Source organism: Sphingopyxis sp. sgz302558, assembly GCF_057220455.1.
In genome coordinates, this window is the sequence record NZ_JBXPUZ010000003.1 from 144,954 (window position 1) to 167,322 (window position 22,369).

At 62.5% G+C, this 22,369-nt stretch carries 23 protein-coding genes and 1 pseudogene; 13 read left to right on the forward strand and 11 right to left on the reverse strand.

What is annotated here, in order from left to right; all coding sequences use genetic code 11:
- Positions 1 to 41: 41 nt before the first annotated feature.
- Complete coding sequence (locus tag AC2TC0_RS11325; RefSeq protein WP_484717635.1) at positions 42 to 467, forward strand: MAPEG family protein; 426 nt, start codon at positions 42 to 44, stop codon at positions 465 to 467.
- Here the strand turns inward: AC2TC0_RS11325 and AC2TC0_RS11330 are convergent.
- The 4 genes from AC2TC0_RS11330 to ygfZ are packed head-to-tail and all read right to left on the reverse strand — an operon-like array spanning position 464 to position 3,088.
- Positions 464 to 1,144: an MBL fold metallo-hydrolase gene (locus AC2TC0_RS11330; protein WP_484717636.1), complete on the reverse strand. Its 681-nt coding sequence runs from the start codon at positions 1,142 to 1,144 to the stop codon at positions 464 to 466. The two genes, AC2TC0_RS11325 and AC2TC0_RS11330, sit on opposite strands and share 4 nt — an antisense overlap.
- Positions 1,145 to 1,170: 26 nt before the next feature.
- Positions 1,171 to 1,722 carry a retropepsin-like aspartic protease family protein gene (locus tag AC2TC0_RS11335; RefSeq protein WP_484717637.1) on the reverse strand — a complete coding sequence of 184 codons (552 nt, stop codon included), beginning with the start codon at positions 1,720 to 1,722 and terminating at the stop codon, positions 1,171 to 1,173.
- A 35-nt stretch (positions 1,723 to 1,757) separates the two neighbouring features.
- On the reverse strand, positions 1,758 to 2,336 hold the full coding sequence (locus AC2TC0_RS11340; protein WP_484717638.1) for a hypothetical protein: 579 nt from the start codon (positions 2,334 to 2,336) through the stop codon (positions 1,758 to 1,760).
- On the reverse strand, positions 2,333 to 3,088 hold the full coding sequence (ygfZ, locus tag AC2TC0_RS11345; RefSeq protein ID WP_484717639.1) for a CAF17-like 4Fe-4S cluster assembly/insertion protein YgfZ: 756 nt from the start codon (positions 3,086 to 3,088) through the stop codon (positions 2,333 to 2,335). The genes AC2TC0_RS11340 and ygfZ overlap by 4 nt, the downstream gene beginning before the upstream one ends.
- A gap of 48 nt (positions 3,089 to 3,136) precedes the next feature.
- On the opposite strand from ygfZ, the gene pyrC reads away from it, so the two are divergent.
- Positions 3,137 to 4,174 carry a dihydroorotase gene (pyrC, locus tag AC2TC0_RS11350; protein ID WP_484717640.1) on the forward strand — a complete coding sequence of 346 codons (1,038 nt, stop codon included), beginning with the start codon at positions 3,137 to 3,139 and terminating at the stop codon, positions 4,172 to 4,174.
- On the opposite strand, the gene rarD is transcribed toward pyrC, so the two are convergent.
- Positions 4,151 to 5,062 (reverse strand): EamA family transporter RarD, encoded by a 912-nt coding sequence (gene rarD / locus AC2TC0_RS11355; RefSeq protein WP_484717641.1) that lies wholly within the window; start codon positions 5,060 to 5,062, stop codon positions 4,151 to 4,153. The genes pyrC and rarD overlap by 24 nt on opposite strands.
- 7 nt (positions 5,063 to 5,069) lie before the next feature.
- Positions 5,070 to 5,291, reverse strand: a complete 222-nt coding sequence (locus tag AC2TC0_RS11360) for a hypothetical protein (RefSeq protein WP_484717642.1) — start codon at positions 5,289 to 5,291, stop codon at positions 5,070 to 5,072.
- 75 nt (positions 5,292 to 5,366) lie between these two features.
- Here AC2TC0_RS11360 and AC2TC0_RS11365 point away from each other — a divergent pair, with 75 nt between their 5' ends.
- The 3 genes from AC2TC0_RS11365 to AC2TC0_RS11375 all read left to right on the forward strand — a co-directional run bounded on the left by AC2TC0_RS11365 (position 5,367) and on the right by AC2TC0_RS11375 (position 7,116).
- Positions 5,367 to 5,918, forward strand: coding sequence for a GNAT family N-acetyltransferase (locus tag AC2TC0_RS11365; protein ID WP_484717643.1), 552 nt, complete (start codon positions 5,367 to 5,369; stop codon positions 5,916 to 5,918).
- A complete protein-coding gene (locus AC2TC0_RS11370) occupies positions 5,915 to 6,361 on the forward strand; it encodes a DUF1330 domain-containing protein (protein WP_484717644.1) in 447 nt (148 codons plus the stop codon). Before AC2TC0_RS11365 ends, AC2TC0_RS11370 begins: the two co-directional genes overlap by 4 nt.
- 86 nt (positions 6,362 to 6,447) lie before the next feature.
- A complete protein-coding gene (locus AC2TC0_RS11375) occupies positions 6,448 to 7,116 on the forward strand; it encodes a hypothetical protein (RefSeq protein WP_484717645.1) in 669 nt (222 codons plus the stop codon).
- 4 nt (positions 7,117 to 7,120) lie between these two features.
- Here the strand turns inward: AC2TC0_RS11375 and thiS are convergent.
- Positions 7,121 to 8,101: pseudogene (gene thiS / locus AC2TC0_RS11380) on the reverse strand (sulfur carrier protein ThiS).
- A 251-nt stretch (positions 8,102 to 8,352) separates the two neighbouring features.
- On the opposite strand from thiS, the gene AC2TC0_RS11385 reads away from it, so the two are divergent.
- From AC2TC0_RS11385 to AC2TC0_RS11405, 5 genes are all read left to right on the forward strand, one after another.
- Positions 8,353 to 8,979 carry an opacity protein gene (locus AC2TC0_RS11385; RefSeq protein ID WP_484717646.1) on the forward strand — a complete coding sequence of 209 codons (627 nt, stop codon included), beginning with the start codon at positions 8,353 to 8,355 and terminating at the stop codon, positions 8,977 to 8,979.
- 88 nt (positions 8,980 to 9,067) lie between these two features.
- On the forward strand, positions 9,068 to 9,505 hold the full coding sequence (locus AC2TC0_RS11390; protein ID WP_484717647.1) for a type II 3-dehydroquinate dehydratase: 438 nt from the start codon (positions 9,068 to 9,070) through the stop codon (positions 9,503 to 9,505).
- 68 nt (positions 9,506 to 9,573) lie between these two features.
- The gene (accB, locus tag AC2TC0_RS11395) at positions 9,574 to 10,047 is read left to right on the forward strand and encodes an acetyl-CoA carboxylase biotin carboxyl carrier protein (protein WP_484717648.1); all 474 of its coding nucleotides are present in this window, start codon (positions 9,574 to 9,576) and stop codon (positions 10,045 to 10,047) included.
- A gap of 6 nt (positions 10,048 to 10,053) precedes the next feature.
- Complete coding sequence (gene accC, locus AC2TC0_RS11400) at positions 10,054 to 11,409, forward strand: acetyl-CoA carboxylase biotin carboxylase subunit (protein ID WP_484717649.1); 1,356 nt, start codon at positions 10,054 to 10,056, stop codon at positions 11,407 to 11,409.
- 101 nt (positions 11,410 to 11,510) lie between these two features.
- Positions 11,511 to 12,797 carry a L,D-transpeptidase family protein gene (locus tag AC2TC0_RS11405; protein ID WP_484717650.1) on the forward strand — a complete coding sequence of 429 codons (1,287 nt, stop codon included), beginning with the start codon at positions 11,511 to 11,513 and terminating at the stop codon, positions 12,795 to 12,797.
- Here the strand turns inward: AC2TC0_RS11405 and AC2TC0_RS11410 are convergent.
- The gene (locus AC2TC0_RS11410) at positions 12,794 to 13,462 is read right to left on the reverse strand and encodes a murein L,D-transpeptidase catalytic domain-containing protein (RefSeq protein ID WP_484717651.1); all 669 of its coding nucleotides are present in this window, start codon (positions 13,460 to 13,462) and stop codon (positions 12,794 to 12,796) included. The two genes, AC2TC0_RS11405 and AC2TC0_RS11410, sit on opposite strands and share 4 nt — an antisense overlap.
- Positions 13,463 to 13,617: 155 nt before the next feature.
- Positions 13,618 to 15,777, reverse strand: a complete 2,160-nt coding sequence (locus AC2TC0_RS11415) for a TonB-dependent receptor (protein WP_484717652.1) — start codon at positions 15,775 to 15,777, stop codon at positions 13,618 to 13,620.
- 152 nt (positions 15,778 to 15,929) lie between these two features.
- Between AC2TC0_RS11415 and AC2TC0_RS11420 the strand changes: the two genes are divergently transcribed.
- Positions 15,930 to 16,274 carry an arsenate reductase family protein gene (locus AC2TC0_RS11420; protein WP_484717653.1) on the forward strand — a complete coding sequence of 115 codons (345 nt, stop codon included), beginning with the start codon at positions 15,930 to 15,932 and terminating at the stop codon, positions 16,272 to 16,274.
- Here the strand turns inward: AC2TC0_RS11420 and recF are convergent.
- Positions 16,271 to 17,377 (reverse strand): DNA replication/repair protein RecF, encoded by a 1,107-nt coding sequence (gene recF / locus AC2TC0_RS11425; protein WP_484717654.1) that lies wholly within the window; start codon positions 17,375 to 17,377, stop codon positions 16,271 to 16,273. The two genes, AC2TC0_RS11420 and recF, sit on opposite strands and share 4 nt — an antisense overlap.
- A 254-nt stretch (positions 17,378 to 17,631) precedes the next feature.
- On the opposite strand from recF, the gene AC2TC0_RS11430 reads away from it, so the two are divergent.
- Positions 17,632 to 17,754, forward strand: a complete 123-nt coding sequence (locus tag AC2TC0_RS11430) for a hypothetical protein (protein WP_484717655.1) — start codon at positions 17,632 to 17,634, stop codon at positions 17,752 to 17,754.
- A gap of 44 nt (positions 17,755 to 17,798) precedes the next feature.
- Entirely contained in the window at positions 17,799 to 17,978 is a 180-nt protein-coding gene (locus tag AC2TC0_RS11435) for a PspC domain-containing protein (RefSeq protein WP_484717656.1), read from the forward strand.
- A gap of 71 nt (positions 17,979 to 18,049) precedes the next feature.
- Here AC2TC0_RS11435 and rpoC read toward each other — a convergent pair whose 3' ends face one another.
- Complete coding sequence (gene rpoC / locus AC2TC0_RS11440) at positions 18,050 to 22,339, reverse strand: DNA-directed RNA polymerase subunit beta' (protein WP_484717657.1); 4,290 nt, start codon at positions 22,337 to 22,339, stop codon at positions 18,050 to 18,052.
- Between the last annotated feature and the right edge of the window lie 30 nt (positions 22,340 to 22,369).

Genomic DNA, 22,369 nt, shown 5'->3' on the forward strand with positions numbered 1-22,369 from the left:
CAGAGGGGGTGAGCAACACTATGACAATTTTGCCGATCAGCATGACCTTGGCAGCCGTGGCCGCGCTTATCAATATCTGGCTGATGATCCGCTGCGGTCGCGTCCGCACCAAGGAACAGGTAATGGTCGGTGACGGCGGCAACGAGCCGCTGATCCGCCGAATGCGCGCGCACAGCAATTATGTCGAAAGCACCGCTTTCGTGCTGATACTCATTGTACTGATCGAACTGGCGGTCGGACCTGCAACGTGGCTTTGGGCCGTTGGCGGCCTCTATTTCGCCGGTCGCATCGCGCATGCCATTGGCATGGACGGCGCCACGAATGCCCGCTTTGTGGGCACACTCATCACCCTGCTGACCCAGGCCGGGCTAGCCATCACCGCCATCATCACAGTCTATCTGACGCCGATTGAGGTGGTCACCGAAGGCCCGATACCCAGCGAAGCCGAAGTCGTCGCCCCGCACTAGGATGGGGCGCGAACCATCCCCGTCATACTGTCGGCAACATAAGGATTGGTGCGCCGCTCCTGCCCGAAGCTGCTCGTCTGGCCGTGCCCCGGAACAAAGACAATATCGTCACCGAACGGCCACAGCCGCTGGGTGATCGACGCAATCAAATCGCTATGGTTGCCGCGCGGAAAATCGGTGCGGCCGATGCTGCCCTGAAACAGCACATCGCCGACCAGGGCCAGCTTTGACGGGCGGTGGATGAACACCACATGCCCTGGCGTGTGTCCAGGACAGTGCACCACATCCAGCACCAGATTGCCGACCGTCACCGTGTCGCCATGCGCCAACCAGCGGTCGGGGACAAAGCTTTGCGCGACCATGCCCCAGCGCGGGCCGTCGTCATCGAGCTGGTCAATCCAGAAACGGTCATCTTCGTGCGGCCCTTCGATGGGCAACGCCAGTTCCTGCGCCAGCATTCCGGCCTGCCCGCAGTGGTCAAGATGGCCATGCGTGATCAATATCTTCTCAAGGATGACCCCATGCTGGGCTGCGACCGATTTCAGACGGTCCAGATCGCCGCCAGGATCGACAAAGGCGGCTTTGTTGGTCGCCGTGCACCACAGCAAGGTGCAATTTTGCTGGAGCGGGGTCACAGGAATGATGACGGCTTTAAGCGGGGGCTGGGCTTGGGTCATGCCGCCCATGTGGCGCGACTATGCGCCTATCGCAAGGTCATAGTATCACCGCTCACCTCGACGCCTTGCAGGCGTGAGAGGAAGCTTTGGCCCAGCAGACTGGTCGGCATGTCGGCGTCGATCACCGCCGCCTGTACGCTAACCACGGTCAGCCCATCCACCCCGACGCTATTGAGCTGGACCGGGCGGATCGGCACGACCCCACCCGCAGTATTGGCGCTGCCGCCTTCGGGCAGGCTGTCGACATCGATACCGATCGCCTCGGCATCGCGCCGCGTGAGCGCAATCATCGATGCGCCGCTGTCTACCATCATCCGGATGCTCGAGCCGTTGACCACGGCGTCAACATAGAAATGCGAATCGGAGTCGCGCTGCAACCGCACTTCGCCGCCATTTTTCTCGGGGATGGAGCTGCCAGGCCCCGATTTTTTTCCGATGCGTGACCAGGGGCCGTCGTCGGTGGAGGCGGCCGCGGCGGCCGCATCATCACCGCCCGGCACGCGCACGCGCGAAACGCCGCCCACCACTACGGCGAACAGCACGAAGAAGATCGACAGAGTCAGATATTGGCGAAACATATCCGCGAAGCTAGCGCGGCATGATTGGCGTTCGGTTAATCAGCAGGCACTGCTGGCGCATCGATAAAGGCCCGCCACTGTGGCGGGTCAAAGCGGATGCTATAGCTCAGGCGCACACAGGCGTGGCGGACACGATTTTCGGCCTCGGCTAGCGTCGTCGGCCAGGCAGCGCCACTGTCCAATGCGCGCCAGCAAATGACCGCATCCGCCTCTGGCCTGTCGGCAATGGCGGCGTAGGCCTTGCCGCCCTCGGGCGGGACCCAGCCCAGCACCATCTGTTCATAGGCGTCTGCCTTGGCCAGCACGCGGCGAAAGGCCATCTCCTCGTCGCCCAACAGCGCGGCGATGCGCGTCCGGTCGGCATCGGCGAGCCATTGCCCACCGAAATATTGCCTCCACGCCCCATCTGCGCCGTCGCCCAACGTCAATGCAAGCGCCTGCCCAGCATAGTCGAACCGTTCATACCAGCGCGATTCGGTGTCCAGCGGAGCAAGCCGCGATGGCGCGCGCACGTCCTCGCTTGGCGGCAGGCTCAGTTGTGCCGTCGCTGGAACCGACGCCAACACAAGCATCATGGCGGAGAATATTCTCAACATGAAAACAGGCTCGCTCATTCTGCCTGTCCCGCCAATGAATGAACCGCCAGCGCATCGCGCAGCCATGCTGGCGCAGCCGCGGGGTCGATGCTTTCGACCCGCCGATGCTCGACCGACCAGCCAAGCTCGGGATAAGCGATGGTCTGCCGTGCCGGGTCTGCTGCACCCAAGGGTACCACGACCAGCCGCCGGTTCACTTTCTGCCGCCAATTCATTCGCGCGGTATTTTCTTGGCCCACATAACAACCCTTGCTGAAGCTGACGCCGTTCAGCTCAGCGGCATTGCATTCCAGCCACAGATATTTGTCGCTGCCAAGCTCGCTGCGCCCTTCGGCCACGCCCAGCGCCAGCCTGTGCGCGCGCCAGGCATCATCTGCTGCTTCGCCGCCATGCACAGGCGCCAGCCAGCGACGACCCAGCGCGGCAAGGCGCGGGTCGGATACACCCATCACGCCTGCCGCTGCCCAATGCACCACCAACGTCTCTTCGCGCGCTATCGTGATCGCGCGGCGTAGCCGGTACAGCGTCAACCGCTTCGCCAGATCGCCCGCCGCATCGCGCTCGCAATCGATCAAGATGTCGTTGCCATCAGCCCAGATTAGAAATTCGAACAGACATTTGCCTTGCGGGCTGAGCAAACCCGCCCAGCACGGCAGCGTGCCCGCGACATCGTTGGTCACCAGCCCCTGCAGAAACCCGCGCACGTCCTCGCCTGACAGCCGGATCAGCGCGCGATCGGTCAAAATACTATTCGGGGTGGAATCGCTCATGGGCTTAACCTAGGGGCTGGTTGCACCAATTCCAACTGGACGACCAGAATGACCGACCGCCTCACCATCCGCCGCCCCGACGACTGGCACGTCCATCTGCGCGATGGCCCGGCGCTCGCCGACATTGTCCCGCACACCGCGCGCCAGTTCGCGCGCGCGATCGTGATGCCCAATCTGTCCCCGCCAGTGACGACGGCTGCCATGGCTGCCGCCTATCGCGACCGCATCATGGCGACCGTTCCATCGGGGACTGACTTCACCCCGCTCATGGTTGCCTACCTTACCGACCACAGCGACCCTCTGGACCTCACGGCAGGGCATGCCGACGGCATCCTCACCGCCGCCAAACTCTACCCCGCCCACGCTACCACGGGCAGCGCGCACGGCGTCACCGACGTCGCCAACCTCGCTCCCGCACTCGAGGCAATGCAGGCCATTGGCATGCCGCTGCTCATCCACGGCGAGGTCACCGATGCGCATGTCGATATCTTTGACCGCGAGGCAGTGTTCATCGACCGCATATTGACCGGCATCGTTCGCGATTTTCCTGAACTGCGGATTGTCTTTGAACATATCACCACGCGCGAGGCGGTGGATTTTGTCGCGGCGTCAGGCCCCAACATCGCCGCCACCATCACGCCGCAGCATCTCCACATCAACCGCAATGCCATGTTCGCGGGCGGCATCCGCCCGCATGCTTATTGCCTTCCCGTGGCCAAGCGCGAGGTGCACCGGCTGGCGCTGCGCAAGGCCGCAATCTCCGGCAACCCCAAGTATTTCCTCGGCACCGACAGCGCCCCGCATACGCGTGAGGCCAAAGAGGCGGCTTGCGGCTGCGCGGGCATATTTAACGCGCCCTTCGCGCTCGAAAGCTATCTCACGGTGTTCGATGAGGAAGGCGCGCTCGACAAGTTTGAGGGCTTTGCCAGCCTGCACGGCCCAGCCTTTTACCGGCTGCCTGTTAACGACGCGACCATCACGCTGGAACGCGCGGCTGCGTCCGTTCCCGCCAGCCTGCCACTCGGCGACACGACCATCATCCCTTTCCACGCGGGCGAGGAACTAGGCTGGCGCTTCGCTGCCTGACCGGCTTAGCCGCCACATATCCCAGCTGTACAGCATCAGTCCCGCCCAGATCAGTGGAAAGGTGACCAGATGCGTTGTCGTTAACGGTTCGCGATACAGAAAAATCGCCAGCAGAAACTGGATGGTCGGCCCGATGTATTGGATGAGGCCGATGGTGGCATAAGGCATCTGCCGCGCCGCAGAGGCAAACAAGAGCAGCGGCACCGCCGTCACCACCCCCGCCGCCAGCAGCAGCGCGTCGGTCTGCGTTCCCAGCGTTCCAAAGTGCCCGCTGCCCTGCACCGTCCACACCGCCAGCGCACCCAGCGCGAGCGGCAGCAGGATGATCGTTTCACTCGCCAGCCCAACCATCGGCCCCACTGGCGCGACCTTTCGGATCAGGCCGTAAAGACCAAAGCTCAGCGCTAGAGATAGCGAAATCCACAGTGCGTCGAGCGCGCCCGTCGCCAGTATCGCGACCCCCAGGCCAGCAAGCGCCACCGCCACCCACTGCCAGCGCGTCAGCCGCTCCTTCAGGAACAAATAGCCCAGCAGCACGTTGAGCAGCGGGTTGAGGAAATAGCCCAGGCTCGCCGCCGCGACATGGCCGTTGGTCACCGCCCAGATGTAAATCAGCCAGTTGCCCCCGATTAGCAGCGCCGTCGCCGTCATTGGTACAAGCATCGCGCGGGTCGTTAGCGCCTCCCACAGCGCCGCCAGCCGCCGCCGGAAATAGAGCATGGCGAGCAGCAGCAGCACCGACCAGACGATCCGGTGCGCCACCACCTCAAGCGGCGGCACCGCCTTCAAAAGGTTGAAGTAAACGGGCAGGAACCCCCAGATGAAATAGGCACCTACAGCTTGAGCAAGCGCTGTGCGCGCAATCGGCTGGCCCGAGCTGTCGGTCATTGTCGGCTCAGAAGATGCCGCCGCCCAGGAACAGCCGCAGCGCGCAAATTCCCATCACCACCGCGCAGAAAATCTGTCCCGATTTCCGGTCCGACATCAGCCCCAGCAGGAAACCGAAAGCCGCAATCGGCAAGATGATCCAATTCGCCCAGCCAAAGAAGGGAACCGTGGCGGGGATGGCCAGCAGCAGCGCAACCGCGCCAATCAAAATGGAGAGGACGTTCAGCATGGGTATTGTTTCGCATGCCCCCCGCTTGCGCGCAAGCGTAGCGACGCTATGACCCCGCACCAGAGGGGAACTACCATGCTCAACGGCCCGCTGCTCGTGACCGAGCGTCTGATCCTGCGTCCACCTGCGCCCGAGGATTTCCCCGCCTACGCCGCCTTTTGCCAGGAGGATGGCACCAACGACTTCATCGGCGGCAAGCAGGAAGCCTCGCCCGCGTGGCGCCAGCTCTGCTCGCTGGCCGGGGCTTGGCATATTCGCGGCTTTTCCATGTTCTCGGTGATCGAGCGCGCCACCGGCACTTGGGTTGGCCGCATCGGCCCGTGGGAACCCGAAGGCTGGCCCGGCAAGGAAATCGCCTATGGCGTCAGCGCGCGCTTTGCAGGGCGGGGCTATGCTTATGAGGCCGCTGTCGCCGCCTGCGATTTTGCTGTCGAGTTTCTCGGTTGGGACGAACTGATGCACTGCATCGCACCCGACAATATCCGCAGCCAAGCGCTGGCGAAGCGCTTGGGCGCGGTTAACGTCGGCCCCACGGCAATGCCCGCCCCCTATCAGGATTATCCCGTCGACAAATGGGCGCAAAGCGCCGCCCAATGGCGCGCGCGCCGCAAGGAGATGAAGCCATGACCGAAAATTGCGTTGATCCTACCCGCACGGCCTTTGATGCCTTCAAGGCCCTCCCGCGCGACACCCCCATCCATATGATAAATCTGCTACGCTTTCGCGAACGCGCGGCCTACCCCGCCGACCACGCCCTCGCTGCCGCAGGGCTAACCGGGGCGCAGGCTTATGCAAATTATGGCAAAGAGAGCGGGCCCGTTTTCCAGCGGGTCGGTGGCTCGCTCGTCTGGCGCGGCAAACCGGAAACGGTGCTGATCGGCCCCGCCGAGGAGCACTGGGACATGGCCTTTATCGCGCAGTATCCGCACGGCGGCGCCTTCATGGAAATGGTCACCGACCCCGCCTATCGTCTCGCCGTTATCCACCGCCAGGCGGCCGTCGCAACCTCGCGCCTGATCCGTACCGCCCCTCTGCCGCTCGATTCCCGCAGCGGGACGGTTTTCGGCTGAAATATACCGCCGCATTAACGCTGTTTGCTTACCCGAACTTAACCATCACGCGGCATTGCCGGGCCAAAGGTTAAGGGAGTGTTACCATGGCGCGCGGCGGCAGGATCATGCTTGGGATGACGATCGGCACGGCGCTGTTGCTGTCCGGCTGCTTCCGCGAGCCACAGGACAAAGCCAAGCAAGACGCGCTCGACAAGGAATTAGCGGCGCAGCAACTGGGCCCACTGCAACAGGAAATCATCGTCGATCCCAAGAAAGCGGCGCAAACGCCTGCTGCTGCGGAAGGTGCCGCGCGCGAAGCGCTGGGCGGCAAGCTGCTCGCGGCCCCCACCGCCAAGCCCATGGAGCCGTGCGGGGACTGCACGGCTGCCAAAGAACCTGTCACGCTGGGCGCTCTGGCGAACAATCCGTCGAAGGGCAAATGCGACGCCAAACTGACCTATAGCAATGACTGGGCAAAGCGCCTGCCCGCCGCTTTCACCGTCTATCCGCGCGCGTTGGTACGCGAGGCGGCCGGTGTTCAGGGTGGTCTGTGCAATATCCGCGTCGTCAACTTCCAGACCGCCGCGTCCAAACAGGCCGTGCTCAACTATTATCACACGCTCGCCACCCGCGCGGGCTACACCAGCGACCACCGCGTCGAGGGCAAGGAACATATGCTGGGCGGGACCAAGGGCGACCTCGCCTATGTCGTTATGCTGCGCAGCGATGGCGCCATGACCGACGTCGATCTGGTCGCCTCCGGCGGGCGCTAAGCGCTCAAATCAGCCCTGCCAACGGGCTCGACGGGTCGGCATATTTGCGCGTGCCCATGCGGCCGGCGAGATAAGCGTCGCGCCCTGCCTCGACCGCCAGTTTCATCGCGCGTGCCATGCGCACCGGGTCCTTCGCCTCGGCAATCGCGGTGTTCATCAGCACCCCGTCGCAGCCTAGCTCCATCGCCACCGCCGCATCGCTCGCAGTGCCCACTCCGGCGTCGACCAGCACCGGCACTTTCGCGCCCTCGACGATCAGGCGGATGGTCACGCGGTTCTGGATGCCCAGCCCCGACCCGATTGGCGCCCCCAGCGGCATGATCGCCACCGCGCCTGCTTGTTCCAGTTGCTGCGCCGCGATGGGATCATCGACGCAGTAAACCATCGGCAGAAAGCCCTCTTTCGCCAAAATCTCAGTCGCGCGCAACGTTTCGCGCATGTCGGGATAAAGCGTGCGCGCCTCGCCCAGCACCTCCAGCTTGACAAGGTCCCACCCCCCTGCCTCGCGCGCCAGCCGCAGCGTGCGGATTGCATCGTCGGCGGTAAAACACCCCGCGGTATTGGGAAGATAGGTGATTTTCGCGGGGTCGATAAAATCGGTCAGCATTGGCGCCGACGGATCCGACACGTTCACCCGCCGCACCGCGACCGTCACAATTTCGGCCCCCGACGCCGCGACAGCGGCTGCATTTTCGGCGAAGTCCTTGTATTTCCCGGTCCCGACAATCAGCCGTGAAGTGAAAGTACGGCCCGCTACGGTCCAGCTGTCGCTGCTCATTCGCCCTTAACCCCCACCCACAAAATGCACAATTTCCAGTCGGTCACCCTCGGCCAGCTCTACCGTGCCCAGCGTCGAACGCGGAACAATTTCCAGATTGCGCTCAACCGCCACCTTGGCCAGCGGCAGCCCCAGCGCTTCCACCAGCGCCGCGATGCTGCCCGGTGCCACGCGGCGCGGTTCGCCATTAAGGGTGATAGAGATCATCTTCGCGTCCTACGTCGTGCAGCCAGACGGCATATAGGCACCGCGCCGCCAAGGGCAACCGGGGGCACGCAGGGTGGCGCAAAGCCCGCTGATACGCTCGGCCAATCATCTGTTGCCCTAAAGCCACAATACAGCCGGCAACCGCTGCGGCACGGAACATAACGTCTTGGGAGTGCTTACTCACCCTGAACGATGGCCCTGCACAAGACAGGGGCTGGGTTCGCACCCTTTCCCCAACCACCGAGGAAATTATGCGTAAATTGATGATTGCAGCCGCGCTTGCGGCTGGCTGTGCGACTGCCATGCCTGTCATGGCGCAAGACAGCATGACCCCGCCGCCGGAAAATACTACCACACCCGACGCCGTCACTGCACCCGACGGTAGCGATGCATTCGGCTTCGAACCCTATGTCGCCGTCATGGGTGGTTATGCCAGCTATGACGACAATATGACCAGCAGCGGCATCCCCGACCGTATCGGCGGGGGCAGCCGTAAAGGCGCGCTGGTCGAAGGCATTGTCGGCGCGAACATTCCGCTCGGTGCCTTTTTCGTTGGTGCTGAGGGCAATGTTGCCAAGGGCGTCGATGGCATCATCGATTGGCGATATGGCGTCGCTGGCCGCGTGGGGTTGCGCGCCGGTGAAAGCGGCCTTGTTTATGCCAAGGCTGGCTATGAATGGGTGAACTTCACCGACAAGAGCGTTACTGGCGGCCGTGATTATGGCGACGAAGTCTATGGCATCGGCGTCGAAGCCGGACCGCGCGAAATTGGTCTTGGGGGGGTGACCGGTGAATCCGGCATCCGCATCCGCCTGGAAATGACGACGCGCAACTTCAAAACGCTGCGACCGATGGCCGGCGTGGTGTTTCACTTCTGATCCAACGCTGACGCCTTCCTCCCTGCTGCGGTGCGGCGGGGAGGAAAAGCGCATTGCATGGGTGATGGCGCCGGTTATACCCCGGACCATGCCCACCCCCCTTATCTACGTCCTCAACGGCCCCAACCTCAACCTGCTCGGCACGCGCGAGCCGGAGGTTTACGGGACGACCACGCTCGACGAAATCGCCGGGCGGCTTCACGAACAGGCCGCGCGGCTGGGGGTGCGGGTGGATGTGCGCCAGTCGAACCATGAAGGTGTGCTGATCGACTGGCTGCACGAGGCGCATTTTGCGGGCGCGAAGGCGGTGTTGCTCAACGCAGGGGGCTATACCCACACCTCGATTGCGCTGCATGACGCCATCAAGTCCATCACAGTGCCGGTGATCGAGGTGCATCTGTCGGACCCCGGAACGCGCGAGCCGTTCCGACATGTCAGCTATATCGGCATGGCCGCGCACAGCGGCTTTGCCGGGCACGGCGCCGACAGTTATACGCTGGCGCTGGACGCCGCCGCCGCTCTCTGACAATAGGGGACCCACAAACGGGGCGCGTCGCGGGTCAGGGCCTGCGACCCACAAAATGGGAACATCATATGGGCGACCATAAGGAGCACGGCATCAACATTGATCCGGGCTATATCCGCGAACTGGCCGAGATGCTTGACGCCACCGGCCTCAGCGAAATCGAAGTCGAGGATGGCGAGCGCAAGATCCGCGTCGCCCGCACCATGACGGCGGTCGCCACGCCGGTGGCGATGGCCGCTGCGCCGGTGGCGGCCGCCGCGCCAGCAGCGCCCGCCGCTACCCCCGCCGCACCCGCAGCCGACAGCTTTGCCGGCGCAACCAAATCGCCGATGGTCGGCACCGTTTATCTCTCGCCCGAACCCGGCGCCGCGCCCTTTGCCGCGATTGGCGGACCAGTGGCCGAGGGTGATACGATTTTGATTATCGAGGCGATGAAGGTGATGAACCCGATCACCGCGCCCAAGGGCGGCACGCTCAAAGCTGTGCATGTCGAAAACAGCCAGCCGGTCGAATTTGACCAGCCGCTCTTCACGATTGCCTGACGCGCCGTGTCCATCGAAAAGCTCCTGATCGCCAACCGCGGCGAGATTGCGCTGCGCATCCACCGCGCTTGCCATGAAATGGGCATCAAGACCGTCGCGGTGCATTCCACTGCCGACGCCGAAGCGATGCACGTCCGGCTGGCCGACGAAGCTGTGTGCATCGGCCCGCCTGCGGCCAAGGACAGTTATCTCAACATCCCGGCAATCATTTCGGCAGCCGAGGTCACGCACGCCGATGCCATCCATCCAGGTTATGGCTTCCTGTCCGAAAACGCCCGCTTTGCCGAGATTATCGAGGCGCATAAGATCGTTTTTGTTGGCCCCAAGCCCGAACATATCCGTACCATGGGCGACAAGGTGGAAGCCAAGCGCACCGCCGTCGAGCTGGGCATGCCCGTCGTCCCCGGCTCGCCCGGTGCCGTCACCTATGGCGCCGAATGTCGCGCCATGGCCGAGGAAATCGGCTATCCGGTGCTGATCAAGGCGGCATCGGGCGGCGGCGGGCGGGGCATGAAGGTGGTGCCCGATGCGAACAGCCTCGAAAGCCTGATGGGGCAAGCGTCGTCAGAAGCCGAAGCCGCGTTCGGCGACCCCACGGTCTATATGGAAAAATATTTGGGTAATCCGCGCCACATCGAATTTCAGATATTTGGCGATGGCAAGGGGAACGCCATCCATCTGGGTGAACGCGATTGCTCGCTCCAGCGGCGGCATCAAAAGGTGCTGGAGGAAGCGCCCTCGCCGGTCATTTCGGCTGAAGAACGCGCGCGCATGGGTGGCATCGTCGCCGCCGCAATGGCAAAAATGGGTTATCGCGGCGCTGGGACCATCGAGTTCCTGTGGGAAAATGGCGAATTCTATTTCATCGAGATGAATACCCGCATCCAGGTGGAACATCCCGTCACCGAAATGATCACCGGTTTTGACCTCGTCAGAGAGCAAATTCGCATCGCGGACGGGCGCGGGCTGTCGGTCGCTCAAGAGGATCTGGAGTTCCGCGGCCACAGCATGGAATGCCGTATCAACGCTGAAGATCCGCGCACATTCATGCCCTCGCCGGGCAAGGTCACCGCCTATCACCCCGCCGGCGGTATGCACGTGCGTGTCGATAGCGGCCTCTATGCCGGCTATTCCATTCCGCCCTATTACGACAGCATGATCGGCAAGTTGATCGTTTATGGGCGCAGCCGCGAAAGTTGCATGATGCGGATGCGCCGTGCGCTGGAGGAAATGGTGGTGAGCGGCGTCAAGACCAACATCCCTTTGCATCAGGCGCTGTTGTCCGATCCCGACGTCATCAATGGCAATTATACGATCAAATGGCTCGAACAGTGGTTGGCGGAACAGGAAACCGGGACGTAAAATTGCGCAAAGGCATCTTTTCGGAACCTGAGGCCTGGGTTAATGGTTGAAGCATGATGCGCACTGCACTTCTCGCTCGCCCGCTTGGTTTCACTTTTGCAATGCTCCTGCTCGGTGGCACTGCGTCGGCACAGCTGCGCGGGCCCAATATCGACCCAGAGGGCGAACGCGTAATCGTCCCCGATGTGGTCGAAGACAAGGCCCCCGAAGTGGCCCCGGCTGCTGCCATCCAAATCCCGGACTGGAGCGCCGAAAACGCCACCGCCCTGCTGCGTGCCATCGAGGCCGCCGGATCCGACGGGCTGTTCCCAGCCGACTACGCCCCCGAAAAGCTGGCGGCGGCGATCGTGGGCGGCAACGGTGATGTGCTCAACGCGGTGGCGACCGACAGCTTCCTCCTGCTCGCCACCCACCTGCGCGATGGTCGCACACCCAATGCCGCGCGCAAACAATGGTTTATGAAGGATCATGACGCCGACACCACACCGCTGGTGCCGCTGCTGGTCGCTGCGCTAAACGGCAATGACGTGCCCGGCAAACTGGCGAGCCTCAGCCCCGAACACCCCAGTTTTGCGGCGCTGAAAGCCGCCCTTCCCAAGGCGAAGGACAAGGCCGCCGCCGATCGTATCCGCGTCAACATGGAACGGTGGCGCTGGATGCCGCGCACCCTGGGCGAAAAATATGTCGTCACCAATGTACCCGAATTCATGACTCGGGTGGTGCATGGCGGCACCGTGATTGCGACGCACAAGGCCGTGGTCGGCGCGGTCAAAACCGCGACGCCGCAGCTCAACCCGATGGCGACGGGCATCATCATCAACCCCGACTGGAAATTGCCGCGCAGCATCATCAACGAAGGCATTGGAGCCACCATCGCGAGCAATCCAGCGGCGGCGCGCGCGCAGGGCTATACTTGGACCGGAACGGGCAAAAATTTGTTCGTCACCCAAAAGCCGGGGCCCGGCAATGCGCTGGGCATGATGAAGATGGAAATGCTCAACGAGCACGCCATCTATCTGCACGATACACCGTCCAAGGGTGCATTCGCGGCCGCCGAGCGTGCCTTCAGCCATGGCTGCATCCGCACCGAACGCGCATTGCATTTTTCCGGACTGATGGCTGTGTTGTTCGGTGGTCAGACGCCGGAGGCCTTTGGCGAGGCTTACGCGAGCGGTGAAACCACGCGCTTCGCCTTTGAGGAGCCCTTCCCGGTCTATGTCGCCTATTGGACCGTCGCGCCTACCAGCGACGGCAAACTGGCGACCTATAAGGACCTCTACGAGCGCGACACGCCGGTCATTGCCAGCTTTGCCAAGCCCGGTCGGCCAGCGGCGACGGTGTTGGCGAAAGCGGAGCCAGCGGTCACGCCAGCACCGGTTGGGCGTTAGGGTAGGGTCAGCCCGCTCGCGGCCAGCACCACATTGCCCTGATCCAGCGGCGCAGGCGGCGGGACCGCTGGCGCACTATAGCGATCGGCCACCAACAAGCGGCCCGGGCCCAGTTTGTACATGATCTCGGGCAACAGGTCGGCGCCGAATACAAAACAGCCCTCGCTGCGCCCCAACTTGCCCTGTTCGGAAATCAGCGTCGGTTCGGCATACCAAGCCCCATGCACGACAATCGCCCGCGCTAAGGCATTGCTGTTGTCATATTCCAGCCCGTGCAGGCGCATCGACGATCCGTTGGCACCCCAATAATAGTCAGCGGTGCGATAGGCCCCGCGTGACGTTGCCAGACTGCCGATCCGGTTGGAGAAATTTTTCAGCCAGCCGTCGTGTTCGGGGTCGGATCCTCGTCCATGTGTCACTGGAAAATATTGTACCGCGCCCTTGATCATATCGACCAGCGCAAAGCGTGGCGCGCGCGATGGTTGGCCGAAATCGACCACACCAACGCGGTCGGTCAGGGCGATATTGTGCCCGTGGCGCGCAAGCTGTTCGCGTGCCACCGCCACAGGATCGAAGGTCTGCGGCATCGCGCCGAACGGACTGAAAATCTCCGCCCGTGCGGGAAGCGCTGCTCCGGCGACCATCGCACCGAGGCTCCCCAGCATTGTCCTGCGTGTAACTGGCAATTTCGCGACCATGACCCTCCGCACCGTCTTTGCACGGCATCTTGCTGTCGTGCATCAAGCGGTGATGGTATCAAAGCTCAAGTTGCCGCAGCGTTAACTGCGAGCAAATGTGCTTATTCCGCCACGAACCGAGTCTAGAATTTCACCCGCACCGTTCCACGCACATTGAACGGAGCGCCGGTCGAGAAATTATTGTCGTTATGCGCAAAGGGGAAATAGCGCTCGCCCAGCAGGTTTTCGGCGTTCAGCTGGAGGTCGATCCGCTCGCTGATGGCAACGAACAATGCGGCATCAACCCGCGTGTAGGCGGGGATAACGGCCGCGTTGCTGATCGAGGCAAAGCTGCGCGACTGGTGATAGGCACCAAGTCCGATGCCCAACACATCGTTCACCTCAATACGGTTCCACCAGCTCAGCTGGTGGCGCGGCACTTGCGCCACACGGCGGCCCGCCGGGGCGGCACTGGTCGTCGCCGTGATCTCGGCATCGGTATAGCTATATCCCGCCGCAATCTGCCAGATTGGCGTGATTTTTCCGGTCAGCCCCAGTTCAAACCCCTTGCTGCGCTGTTCGCCGGTTAGCACGACCGTGCCCGCAACCGCGCCCGGCGCGCGGGTGTTCGACCGATCAAGCTGGAACAGGGCGGCGGTCAGCGACAGTGCACTGGCGACGTCCCATTTCACCCCAAACTCATAATTATCGAACTCCTCGGGCTCCAGCGCGGCGCTCGTCAGGTCCAGCCCGGTAAACTGGTCACCCGATTGCGGCAGAAAGCTTTTGGCATAGCTGATATAAATTGACGCCTTGGCGTCTGGCTTGAACACCAGCCCCACGCGCGGCGACCATAGATCATCGGTCCGCGCAAATTCAGCGCCCGTGAACAAATTTGTCGCGGTCAGGTCAAACCGGTCATAGCGCAGACCAGCAATCACCTCGAACATCTCGCCAAAGCTAATCTGGTCCTGAATATAGAGCGACAGCTGCGACAGATCGCTGGTCACTGCACGGTTGCTGTTGCCGGTCGGTCCGGCAACGAACAACGGCGTCGGAATGCTCAGCGGATCGGTCAAATTCACCGTTACACGCCGATTGGCAGAGGCCAGACCGCCGCCGAAAAACCCATTGATCCGCTCGTTATAAGTGTCTTGCGCGGTAAACTCGGCCCCGACCAGCAGCACATGGTCGATACCGCCGGTCGACCCGCGCCACACCAGATTGCTTTGCGCAATAAACGTCTCACGCTGCGTCGGGTCGGCATAGGCCTCGATGCCCACCGTTGGCACCGCGCCGCTGCGATTCACGGCGGTGGCGGCAAAGACGTTGCGATAAATTTTGTCATAGTCGCCATATAGTGCCTGCGCGCTAAGCGTCAGCGTGTCGGTTAACGCCGCCTCGCCGCGAAAGCGCAGGATATGCGCTTCCAGATCGCTGTTGTTCACCCCGCGCACGCCAAAGAAGGTGTCCCGAAAGCCTGTAAGCGGCGCGGTCGGCGCCGCGAGCGATCCGATGAACTGCCCGGGCACACCGCGATCGACCACGCGGTCGTCACGCACATATTCATAGCCCAGCTCGACCTTCACTGTCTCGCTAAGTTCGGCCCCGACCACCGGGTTTACGGCGTAGCGCTCCCCCGAAAAGGCATCGCGATGATTATCCAGCGATTCATAAAATGCGTTGATGCGCAGCCCCGCCGCCGTCCCCAGCGTCGCATTGACGTCACCCGCCAGATACCAGGCACCAAAGCTGTCGAGCGAGGCCGTCGCTTCGGTCCGGTTTTCGCCGACCAGCGCGCCTTTGGTGATGCGATTGATCAGCCCGCCGCCGCCGCCGCGCCCGAACACCATGGCGTTCGGTCCCTTATGCACTTCGACCCGCTCGATATTATAAAAGCTGCGATAATATTGCACATCATCGCGCAGGCCATCGACGAAGAAGTCGGCGGTGGAATTGTTACCTCGAAAGGTCAGCTGGTCGCGGTGCCCCTCGCCCTGCCCCGCCGACACTCCGGGCACCAGCCGCGCCAGATCGGTCATCGAGCGGATCGCCTGATCCTCCAGCTGTGCTTCGGTCACCACGGTAATCGATTGCGGGACGTCGATGATCGGCGTGTTGGTCTTGGTTCCAGTCGTCGTTTCGATGGTGCGATAACCGTCAAGCGTGCCAGTGACGATAATCTCGCGCCCGTCGGCCACTTCCAACGCTGCGGCGCCGCCCATGTCCCCGGCGGGTAGGCCGGTGTCTGCAGCCAGCACAGGCATTGCGGTGCCGACCAGCAAAATGGCGGACAAGGTCATTCGGATCATGGAAAAAACGTCGCTTTCTAAAGCCACCCCTGCGGCTGCAAATCGACTAATGCGAATAATTCGCAATGGCAAGATGCGAATAGGTCGCAAGTGCAAAAAAATTGCTGGTTCACCGCGATGAGGGCTTTTGCTACTAGGCCGCGATGCAAGCGACCATCTGGCACAACCCCGGCTGCGGCACCTCGCGCAAGACGCTTGAAATATTGCAGGCCGCTCCGGGGGTGGAATTGACCGTCATCGAATATCTTAAGTCGCCCTATGCCGAAGCCAAGCTGCGACAGCTGATCGCCGATGCAGGCGTGACCCCGGCACAGGCGCTTCGTCTGCGCGGCACCGATGCCGAGGAACGCGGGCTCGCCCACATGGACGACGATGAAATCATCAGCGCGATGGTCGCCAACGCAGCCTATGTGAACCGGCCTTTTGTCGAGACCGAAAAGGGCGTGCGCTTGTGCCGCCCGCAGGACGTCGTCCACGACATCCTCTAGGCGGCGCGAATACCCCCCGCATCCAAGGCATAGCGCGTCACGGGACCCGGCATCTCGTCAAACAGCAGCGCTTCGGTCCCGGTCAGCCAGCACTGGCCACCCCCCGCCGCAAGCCTTGCATAGAGCGCCCCACGCCGCGCGGGATCGAGATGTGCCGATACTTCGTCCAGCAACAGTAAGGGTCGAGTGCCCCGCGCGCGCGCCACACAATCGGTATGCGCGAGGATCATCGCAAGCAGCAGGCCTTTCTGTTCTCCGGTCGAACAGCGTTCCGCCGCGCGACCAGTTGCGCGGTGATACACCAGCAGATCGTCCCGATGCGGGCCGCGGGTTGTCCGGCCCGCGTTCGCGTCGATGGTGCGCCTCGCCGCTAGTGTCGCCGCAAGTTCCGCAGCGTCCCACGTCGCTATGCGCTCAACACCCTCTCCGGCGACCAGTTTGAGCTGCGGCACGGGAAAATCGTCGCCATCGCTCGCTATCGCCAGTTGTCGCCCCAGCGCAGCGATGGTGTGCAGCCGTGCCGCATCCACCGCAGCGCCATGCTCGCCTATCTGCCCCTCCAGCGCCGTCATCCACCCCACATCATAACCGCCTGGATCATTTAACAGCTTGTTTCGGGCGCGCAGTGCCGCCTCTAGTCGATTGCTGTGCAGGGCATGCCCTGGCTCCAACGCCAGCACCAACCGGTCGAGGAAGCGCCGCCGCGCGCCTGCACTATCCATAAACAAGCGGTCCATCGCCGGGGTCAGCCACAACACGGCCAACCATTCGCCGAGCGACGATGCCGCCGCCGCCGCTCCATTGATGCGTACCTGCCGCCGCGTCGGGCGATCACCGGCCACGCCGGTGCCAACCGCGACGCTGCCTTCGTCCGTCATCCAGTCGGCGAACACGGCGAAGCCCGCCTCCTGCCCATCGCGCGCCATGTCGGGCAGCGCCGCCCCGCGCAGCCCGCGCCCGGGTGCCAGCAACGACAGCGCCTCCAATATATTGGTCTTGCCTGCACCATTGGCACCATAGAGCGCCACCAGCCCCGGACCGGCGCTCAATTCAAGCGCGGCATGGTTGCGGAAATTGGTGAGAGACAAGCGGGCGATGGCCATACTCCGCCCTGCCTAGCAGCATCGCGCGCCGATGATGAGGCCCATCTTTTGCTGACTTGCCACCGTGCAACATCGCATTTCACACCAAAGGACGGGATATTTTTCGGTTTCAGTGCATTTTTCTCGCGCAATCGACAGGTTGCAGTCCGAAAAACCCCGCTTAACGGCCAATGAATGAAATTGGCACGGCTCCTGCATAACAGTTGGCATGGACGGGATGGCCCCGCCCGCAACAGGAAAGGAAGAAAATGATTATGTCACGCATCAACCTCGACGCGGTCCGCAGCCTGGCGGTTGCCGCTTTCGTTTCGCTCTATGCCTCGGTCATGATGGCCGCCGCGATGGGCGTCGACAATGTGGGCCGTCTGGTCGTTTGATCGGACGGTTCCCCATCCACAATTCGACACAAAGGACCAAAAGAATGAAACAGGGTTTCCGCAAGAATCGCGTTAGTGGCATGGCCTTCGGCGTGTGTGCGGGCCTCGCCGACCAGTTCGGCTTCGATGTCATGTGGACGCGTATCGCGTTCGTCGGCTTAACGCTGCTGGGCTTTGGCCTGCCGCTGCTCCTCTATATCGCCATCGCGATCATCGCCGACTAACCTCCCAAAATGAAAAAGGCCCGCTGGTCAAACCAGCGGGCCTTTACAAGTCTTCAGGTCTGATGCGGCGATTACGCCTCGTCGTCGCCCTCACCCTCGGGCCGGTCGAGCACCACCACATCATCGGTGGTGAAATCCTCGCCCTGCACCGCGCCCAGCGGATCGTCGCCGATCGCCGCCTCGGGCCCCTGTGCCAGTTCGGCGGCATGCTCCTCGGCCGCGCTTTGTGGCGCGATCAGGCTGGCCTGATTGGCTGCACGCATCGCTGCCCGCAGCGCCGCATCGCGCGACGAAGCCGTCACGCGGGCACGGTTCATGGCTGCGCCGGTGCCCGCCGGGATCAGACGGCCAACGATGACGTTTTCCTTCAGCCCGTTGAGCATGTCGACCTTGCCCTGCACTGACGCTTCGGTCAGCACGCGGGTGGTTTCCTGGAACGACGCCGCCGAGACAAAGCTGCGCGTCTGCAGACTTGCCTTGGTGATGCCGAGCAGCACAGGATTGCCGACCGCGGGGTTGCCGCCCTTGGGCAGCTTGGCGTTCACTTCCATCATCTCCAGATAGTCGAGCTGCTCGCCGGGCAGCAGCGTGGTGTCGCCGCCGTCGGTGATCTCAACCTTCTGCAGCATCTGGCGAACAATCACCTCGATGTGCTTGTCGTTGATCTTCACGCCCTGCAGTCGATAGACTTCCTGAATTTCCGCCACCAGATATTCGGCCAGCGCCTCCACACCCATGACGTCAAGAATGTCGTGCGGGTTGGGCGAACCGCTGATCAGCGCGTCGCCGCGCTTCACATAATCACCTTCCTGCACTTCAAGTACCTTGGACTTGGGGATGAGGTATTCGACCGCATCGCCCTCTTCCGGGACGATCGCAATCTTGCGCTTCGCTTTGTAATCCTTGACGAATTCGACACGGCCAGAGATTTTGGCGATGACGCTATTGTCCTTCGGGATGCGCGCTTCGAACAGTTCGGCGACGCGCGGCAGACCGCCGGTGATGTCGCGCGTCTTGCCCGCTTCGCGCGTCACACGCGCCAGCACGTCGCCCGCCGCCACTTCCTGTCCGTCCTCGACCGACAACATCGTGCCGACCGCGAGCAGATAGCGTGCCGCTTCACCGCTCGCTTCGTCGAGCAGGGTCAGGCGCGGCTGCAGGTCTTCCTTCTTGCCGCGGCCTGCCGAACGATATTCGATCACGACGCGCTGGGCGATACCGGTGGCTTCGTCGACCTGTTCGACCAGCGTCTTGCCCTCGGCCAGATCCTGATATTTCACCACACCCGGCTTTTCGGTGATCAGCGGCATGGTGAACGGATCCCATTCGGCAATCCGTTCGCCCTTCTTCACCTTCGCACCATCGGCAAACATAATCGCAGCACCATAGGGTAGCTTGTGGACCGCACGCTCGCGCCCGTTGGCGTCGATGATCGCAAGCTCGCCCGAGCGCGACAGCGCCAAACGGCGGCCGCGGCTGTCGACGATGGTTGCCATGTCGCGATATTCGATGGTGCCATCGGCCACGCTTTCCAGGTTCGACTGTTCGTTGACCTGCGCCGCGCCGCCGATGTGGAAGGTCCGCATCGTCAGCTGAGTACCAGGTTCACCAATCGACTGGGCCGCAATCACGCCGACCGCTTCGCCGATATTCACCGGCGTCCCGCGCGCAAGGTCGCGGCCATAGCATTTGCCGCACACGCCCAGCGTCGATTCGCACACCAGCGGCGAGCGGATCTTAATGGCCTGCACTTCGGCCGCCTCGATGACCGCAACAGCCGCTTCGTCGAGCAGCGTGCCTGCAGCCGCCAGCACTTTGCCATCCTTGTCGGTGACATCTTCCATCACGGTGCGCCCGAGCACGCGCTCGCCGAGCGATGCGATGACCGAGCCGCCCTGCACGATGGCGCGCATTTCGAGGCCGCGGGTCGTGCCGCAATCATCCTCGATCACGACGCAATCCTGCGACACGTCAACCAGACGGCGAGTCAGATAACCCGAGTTTGCCGTCTTGAGCGCCGTATCAGCGAGGCCCTTGCGCGCGCCGTGGGTCGAGTTGAAATACTCGAGCACGGTCAGACCTTCCTTGAAGTTCGAGATGATCGGCGTTTCGATAATCTCGCCCGAAGGCTTGGCCATCAATCCGCGCATCCCGGCAAGCTGCTTCATCTGCGCCTGGCTGCCGCGAGCGCCCGAGTGCGCCATCATATAGATGGAGTTGACTGGCTTCATCCGGCCGTTTTCGTCCTTCGGCGTGGCGCGGATTTCGTCCATCATCGCGGTCGCGACCTTGTCGCCGCACTGCGACCAGGCATCGATTGCCTTGTTGTATTTTTCTTGCTGCGTGATCAGGCCGTCCTGATACTGCTGCTCGAAATCCTTCACCAGCGCGCGCGTGTCGTCGACCAGCTTTTCCTTTTCGGCCGGGATGATCATGTCATCCTTGCCGAACGAAATGCCGGCCTTGAACGCGTGGCGGAAGCCCAGCGCCATTATCGCGTCGGCGAACAGCACCGTCTCTTTCTGGCCGGTGTGGCGATAGACCTGATCGATCACGTCACCGATTTCCTTCTTGGTGAGCAGGCGGTTGACCAGCTCAAAAGGAACGGTGTGCGATTTCGGCATACATTCGCCGATCAGCATGCGGCCCGGCGTGGTTTCGAACCGCTTCATATATTCGCGGCCCGCCTCGTCGGTCTGCGGCACGCGGCTGGTGATCTTGCTGTGCAGCGTCACCGCACCGGTGAACAGCGCCTGATGCACTTCGGCAAGGTCGGACAGGATCATGCCTTCGCCCGGCTCGCCTTCGCGCTCCATGGTCAGATAATAGAGGCCCAGCACCATGTCCTGCGACGGCACGATGATCGGCTTGCCGTTGGCGGGGCTGAGGATGTTGTTGGTCGACATCATCAGCACGCGGGCTTCCAGCTGCGCCTCAAGGCTCAGCGGGACGTGCACGGCCATTTGGTCACCGTCGAAGTCGGCGTTGAATGCCGAGCAGACCAGCGGGTGCAGCTGGATCGCCTTGCCCTCGATCAACACCGGCTCGAACGCCTGGATTCCCAGACGGTGCAGCGTCGGCGCGCGGTTCAGCAGCACGGGGTGCTCGCGGATCACCTCGTCGAGGATGTCCCAGACTTCCTTCCGCTCCTTCTCGACCCACTTCTTGGCCTGTTTCAGGGTCATGGAGAGACCCTTGGCATCCAGACGCGCGTAAATGAACGGCTTGAACAGCTCGAGCGCCATCTTCTTCGGCAGGCCGCACTGGTGCAGCTTCAGCTCCGGACCGGTCACGATCACCGAACGGCCCGAATAGTCGACGCGCTTGCCGAGCAGGTTCTGGCGGAAGCGGCCCTGCTTGCCCTTGAGCATGTCGGACAGCGACTTCAGCGGACGCTTGTTGGCGCCGGTGATGGTACGACCGCGGCGGCCGTTGTCGAACAGCGCGTCCACCGCTTCCTGCAGCATGCGCTTTTCGTTGCGCACGATGATGTCAGGCGCGCGCAGCTCCATCAGCCGCTTCAGGCGGTTGTTACGGTTGATAACGCGGCGATACAGGTCGTTCAAATCCGAGGTCGCAAAACGGCCGCCGTCCAGCGGCACCAGCGGGCGCAACTCGGGCGGGATCACCGGAATGACCTGCAGCACCATCCATTCAGGGCGGTTGCCGCTTTCGATAAAGCTTTCAACAACCTTCAGCCGCTTGATGATCTTCTTGGGCTTCAGCTCCGACTTGGTCTCGGCCAGCTCCTTCAGCAAATCCTCACGCTCGGTCTGCAGATCGAGCTGTTCAAGCAGCACGCGGATCGCCTCGGCACCAATGCCGGCGCTGAACGCGTCTTCGCCATATTCGTCCTGCGCATCGAGCAATTCGTCTTCGGTCAGCAGCTGGAATTTCTCCAGCGGCGTCAGGCCGGGTTCAAGAACGATATAGGCCTCGAAATAGAGCACGCGCTCGAGCTGCTTGAGCTGCATATCGAGCAGCAGGCCGATGCGGCTGGGCAGCGACTTCAGAAACCAGATGTGCGCGACCGGCGCGGCCAGCTCGATGTGGCCCATGCGCTCGCGGCGCACTTTCGTGACCGTGACTTCGACACCGCATTTTTCGCAAACGATGCCCTTATACTTCATGCGCTTATATTTGCCGCACAGACACTCATAATCCTTGATCGGGCCAAAGATGCGCGCGCAGAACAGGCCGTCACGCTCGGGCTTGAACGTGCGATAGTTGATTGTTTCGGGCTTCTTGATCTCGCCGAACGACCACGAGCGGATGCGCTCCGGGCTGGCGATGCCAATCTTGATCATGTCGAAGGTTTCAGGCTTTGCGACCGGGTTCATGAAATTGGTAAGCTGGTTCATCATTTCGCTCCACTGCCCCCCGCGCGCGGC

Coding starts and splice junctions, on each gene's coding strand:
- AC2TC0_RS11325 (WP_484717635.1), top strand. CDS start 42: ATGACCTTGGCAGCCGTGGCCGCGCTTATCAATATCTGGCTGATGATC.
- AC2TC0_RS11330 (WP_484717636.1), bottom strand. CDS start 1,144: ATGACCCAAGCCCAGCCCCCGCTTAAAGCCGTCATCATTCCTGTGACC.
- AC2TC0_RS11335 (WP_484717637.1), bottom strand. CDS start 1,722: ATGTTTCGCCAATATCTGACTCTGTCGATCTTCTTCGTGCTGTTCGCC.
- AC2TC0_RS11340 (WP_484717638.1), bottom strand. CDS start 2,336: ATGAGCGAGCCTGTTTTCATGTTGAGAATATTCTCCGCCATGATGCTT.
- ygfZ (WP_484717639.1), bottom strand. CDS start 3,088: ATGAGCGATTCCACCCCGAATAGTATTTTGACCGATCGCGCGCTGATC.
- pyrC (WP_484717640.1), top strand. CDS start 3,137: ATGACCGACCGCCTCACCATCCGCCGCCCCGACGACTGGCACGTCCAT.
- rarD (WP_484717641.1), bottom strand. CDS start 5,062: ATGACCGACAGCTCGGGCCAGCCGATTGCGCGCACAGCGCTTGCTCAA.
- AC2TC0_RS11360 (WP_484717642.1), bottom strand. CDS start 5,291: ATGCTGAACGTCCTCTCCATTTTGATTGGCGCGGTTGCGCTGCTGCTG.
- AC2TC0_RS11365 (WP_484717643.1), top strand. CDS start 5,367: ATGCTCAACGGCCCGCTGCTCGTGACCGAGCGTCTGATCCTGCGTCCA.
- AC2TC0_RS11370 (WP_484717644.1), top strand. CDS start 5,915: ATGACCGAAAATTGCGTTGATCCTACCCGCACGGCCTTTGATGCCTTC.
- AC2TC0_RS11375 (WP_484717645.1), top strand. CDS start 6,448: ATGGCGCGCGGCGGCAGGATCATGCTTGGGATGACGATCGGCACGGCG.
- AC2TC0_RS11385 (WP_484717646.1), top strand. CDS start 8,353: ATGCGTAAATTGATGATTGCAGCCGCGCTTGCGGCTGGCTGTGCGACT.
- AC2TC0_RS11390 (WP_484717647.1), top strand. CDS start 9,068: ATGCCCACCCCCCTTATCTACGTCCTCAACGGCCCCAACCTCAACCTG.
- accB (WP_484717648.1), top strand. CDS start 9,574: ATGGGCGACCATAAGGAGCACGGCATCAACATTGATCCGGGCTATATC.
- AC2TC0_RS11405 (WP_484717650.1), top strand. CDS start 11,511: ATGCTCCTGCTCGGTGGCACTGCGTCGGCACAGCTGCGCGGGCCCAAT.
- AC2TC0_RS11410 (WP_484717651.1), bottom strand. CDS start 13,462: ATGCTGGGGAGCCTCGGTGCGATGGTCGCCGGAGCAGCGCTTCCCGCA.
- AC2TC0_RS11415 (WP_484717652.1), bottom strand. CDS start 15,777: ATGACCTTGTCCGCCATTTTGCTGGTCGGCACCGCAATGCCTGTGCTG.
- AC2TC0_RS11420 (WP_484717653.1), top strand. CDS start 15,930: ATGCAAGCGACCATCTGGCACAACCCCGGCTGCGGCACCTCGCGCAAG.
- recF (WP_484717654.1), bottom strand. CDS start 17,377: ATGGCCATCGCCCGCTTGTCTCTCACCAATTTCCGCAACCATGCCGCG.
- AC2TC0_RS11430 (WP_484717655.1), top strand. CDS start 17,632: ATGTCACGCATCAACCTCGACGCGGTCCGCAGCCTGGCGGTTGCCGCT.
- AC2TC0_RS11435 (WP_484717656.1), top strand. CDS start 17,799: ATGAAACAGGGTTTCCGCAAGAATCGCGTTAGTGGCATGGCCTTCGGC.
- rpoC (WP_484717657.1), bottom strand. CDS start 22,339: ATGAACCAGCTTACCAATTTCATGAACCCGGTCGCAAAGCCTGAAACC.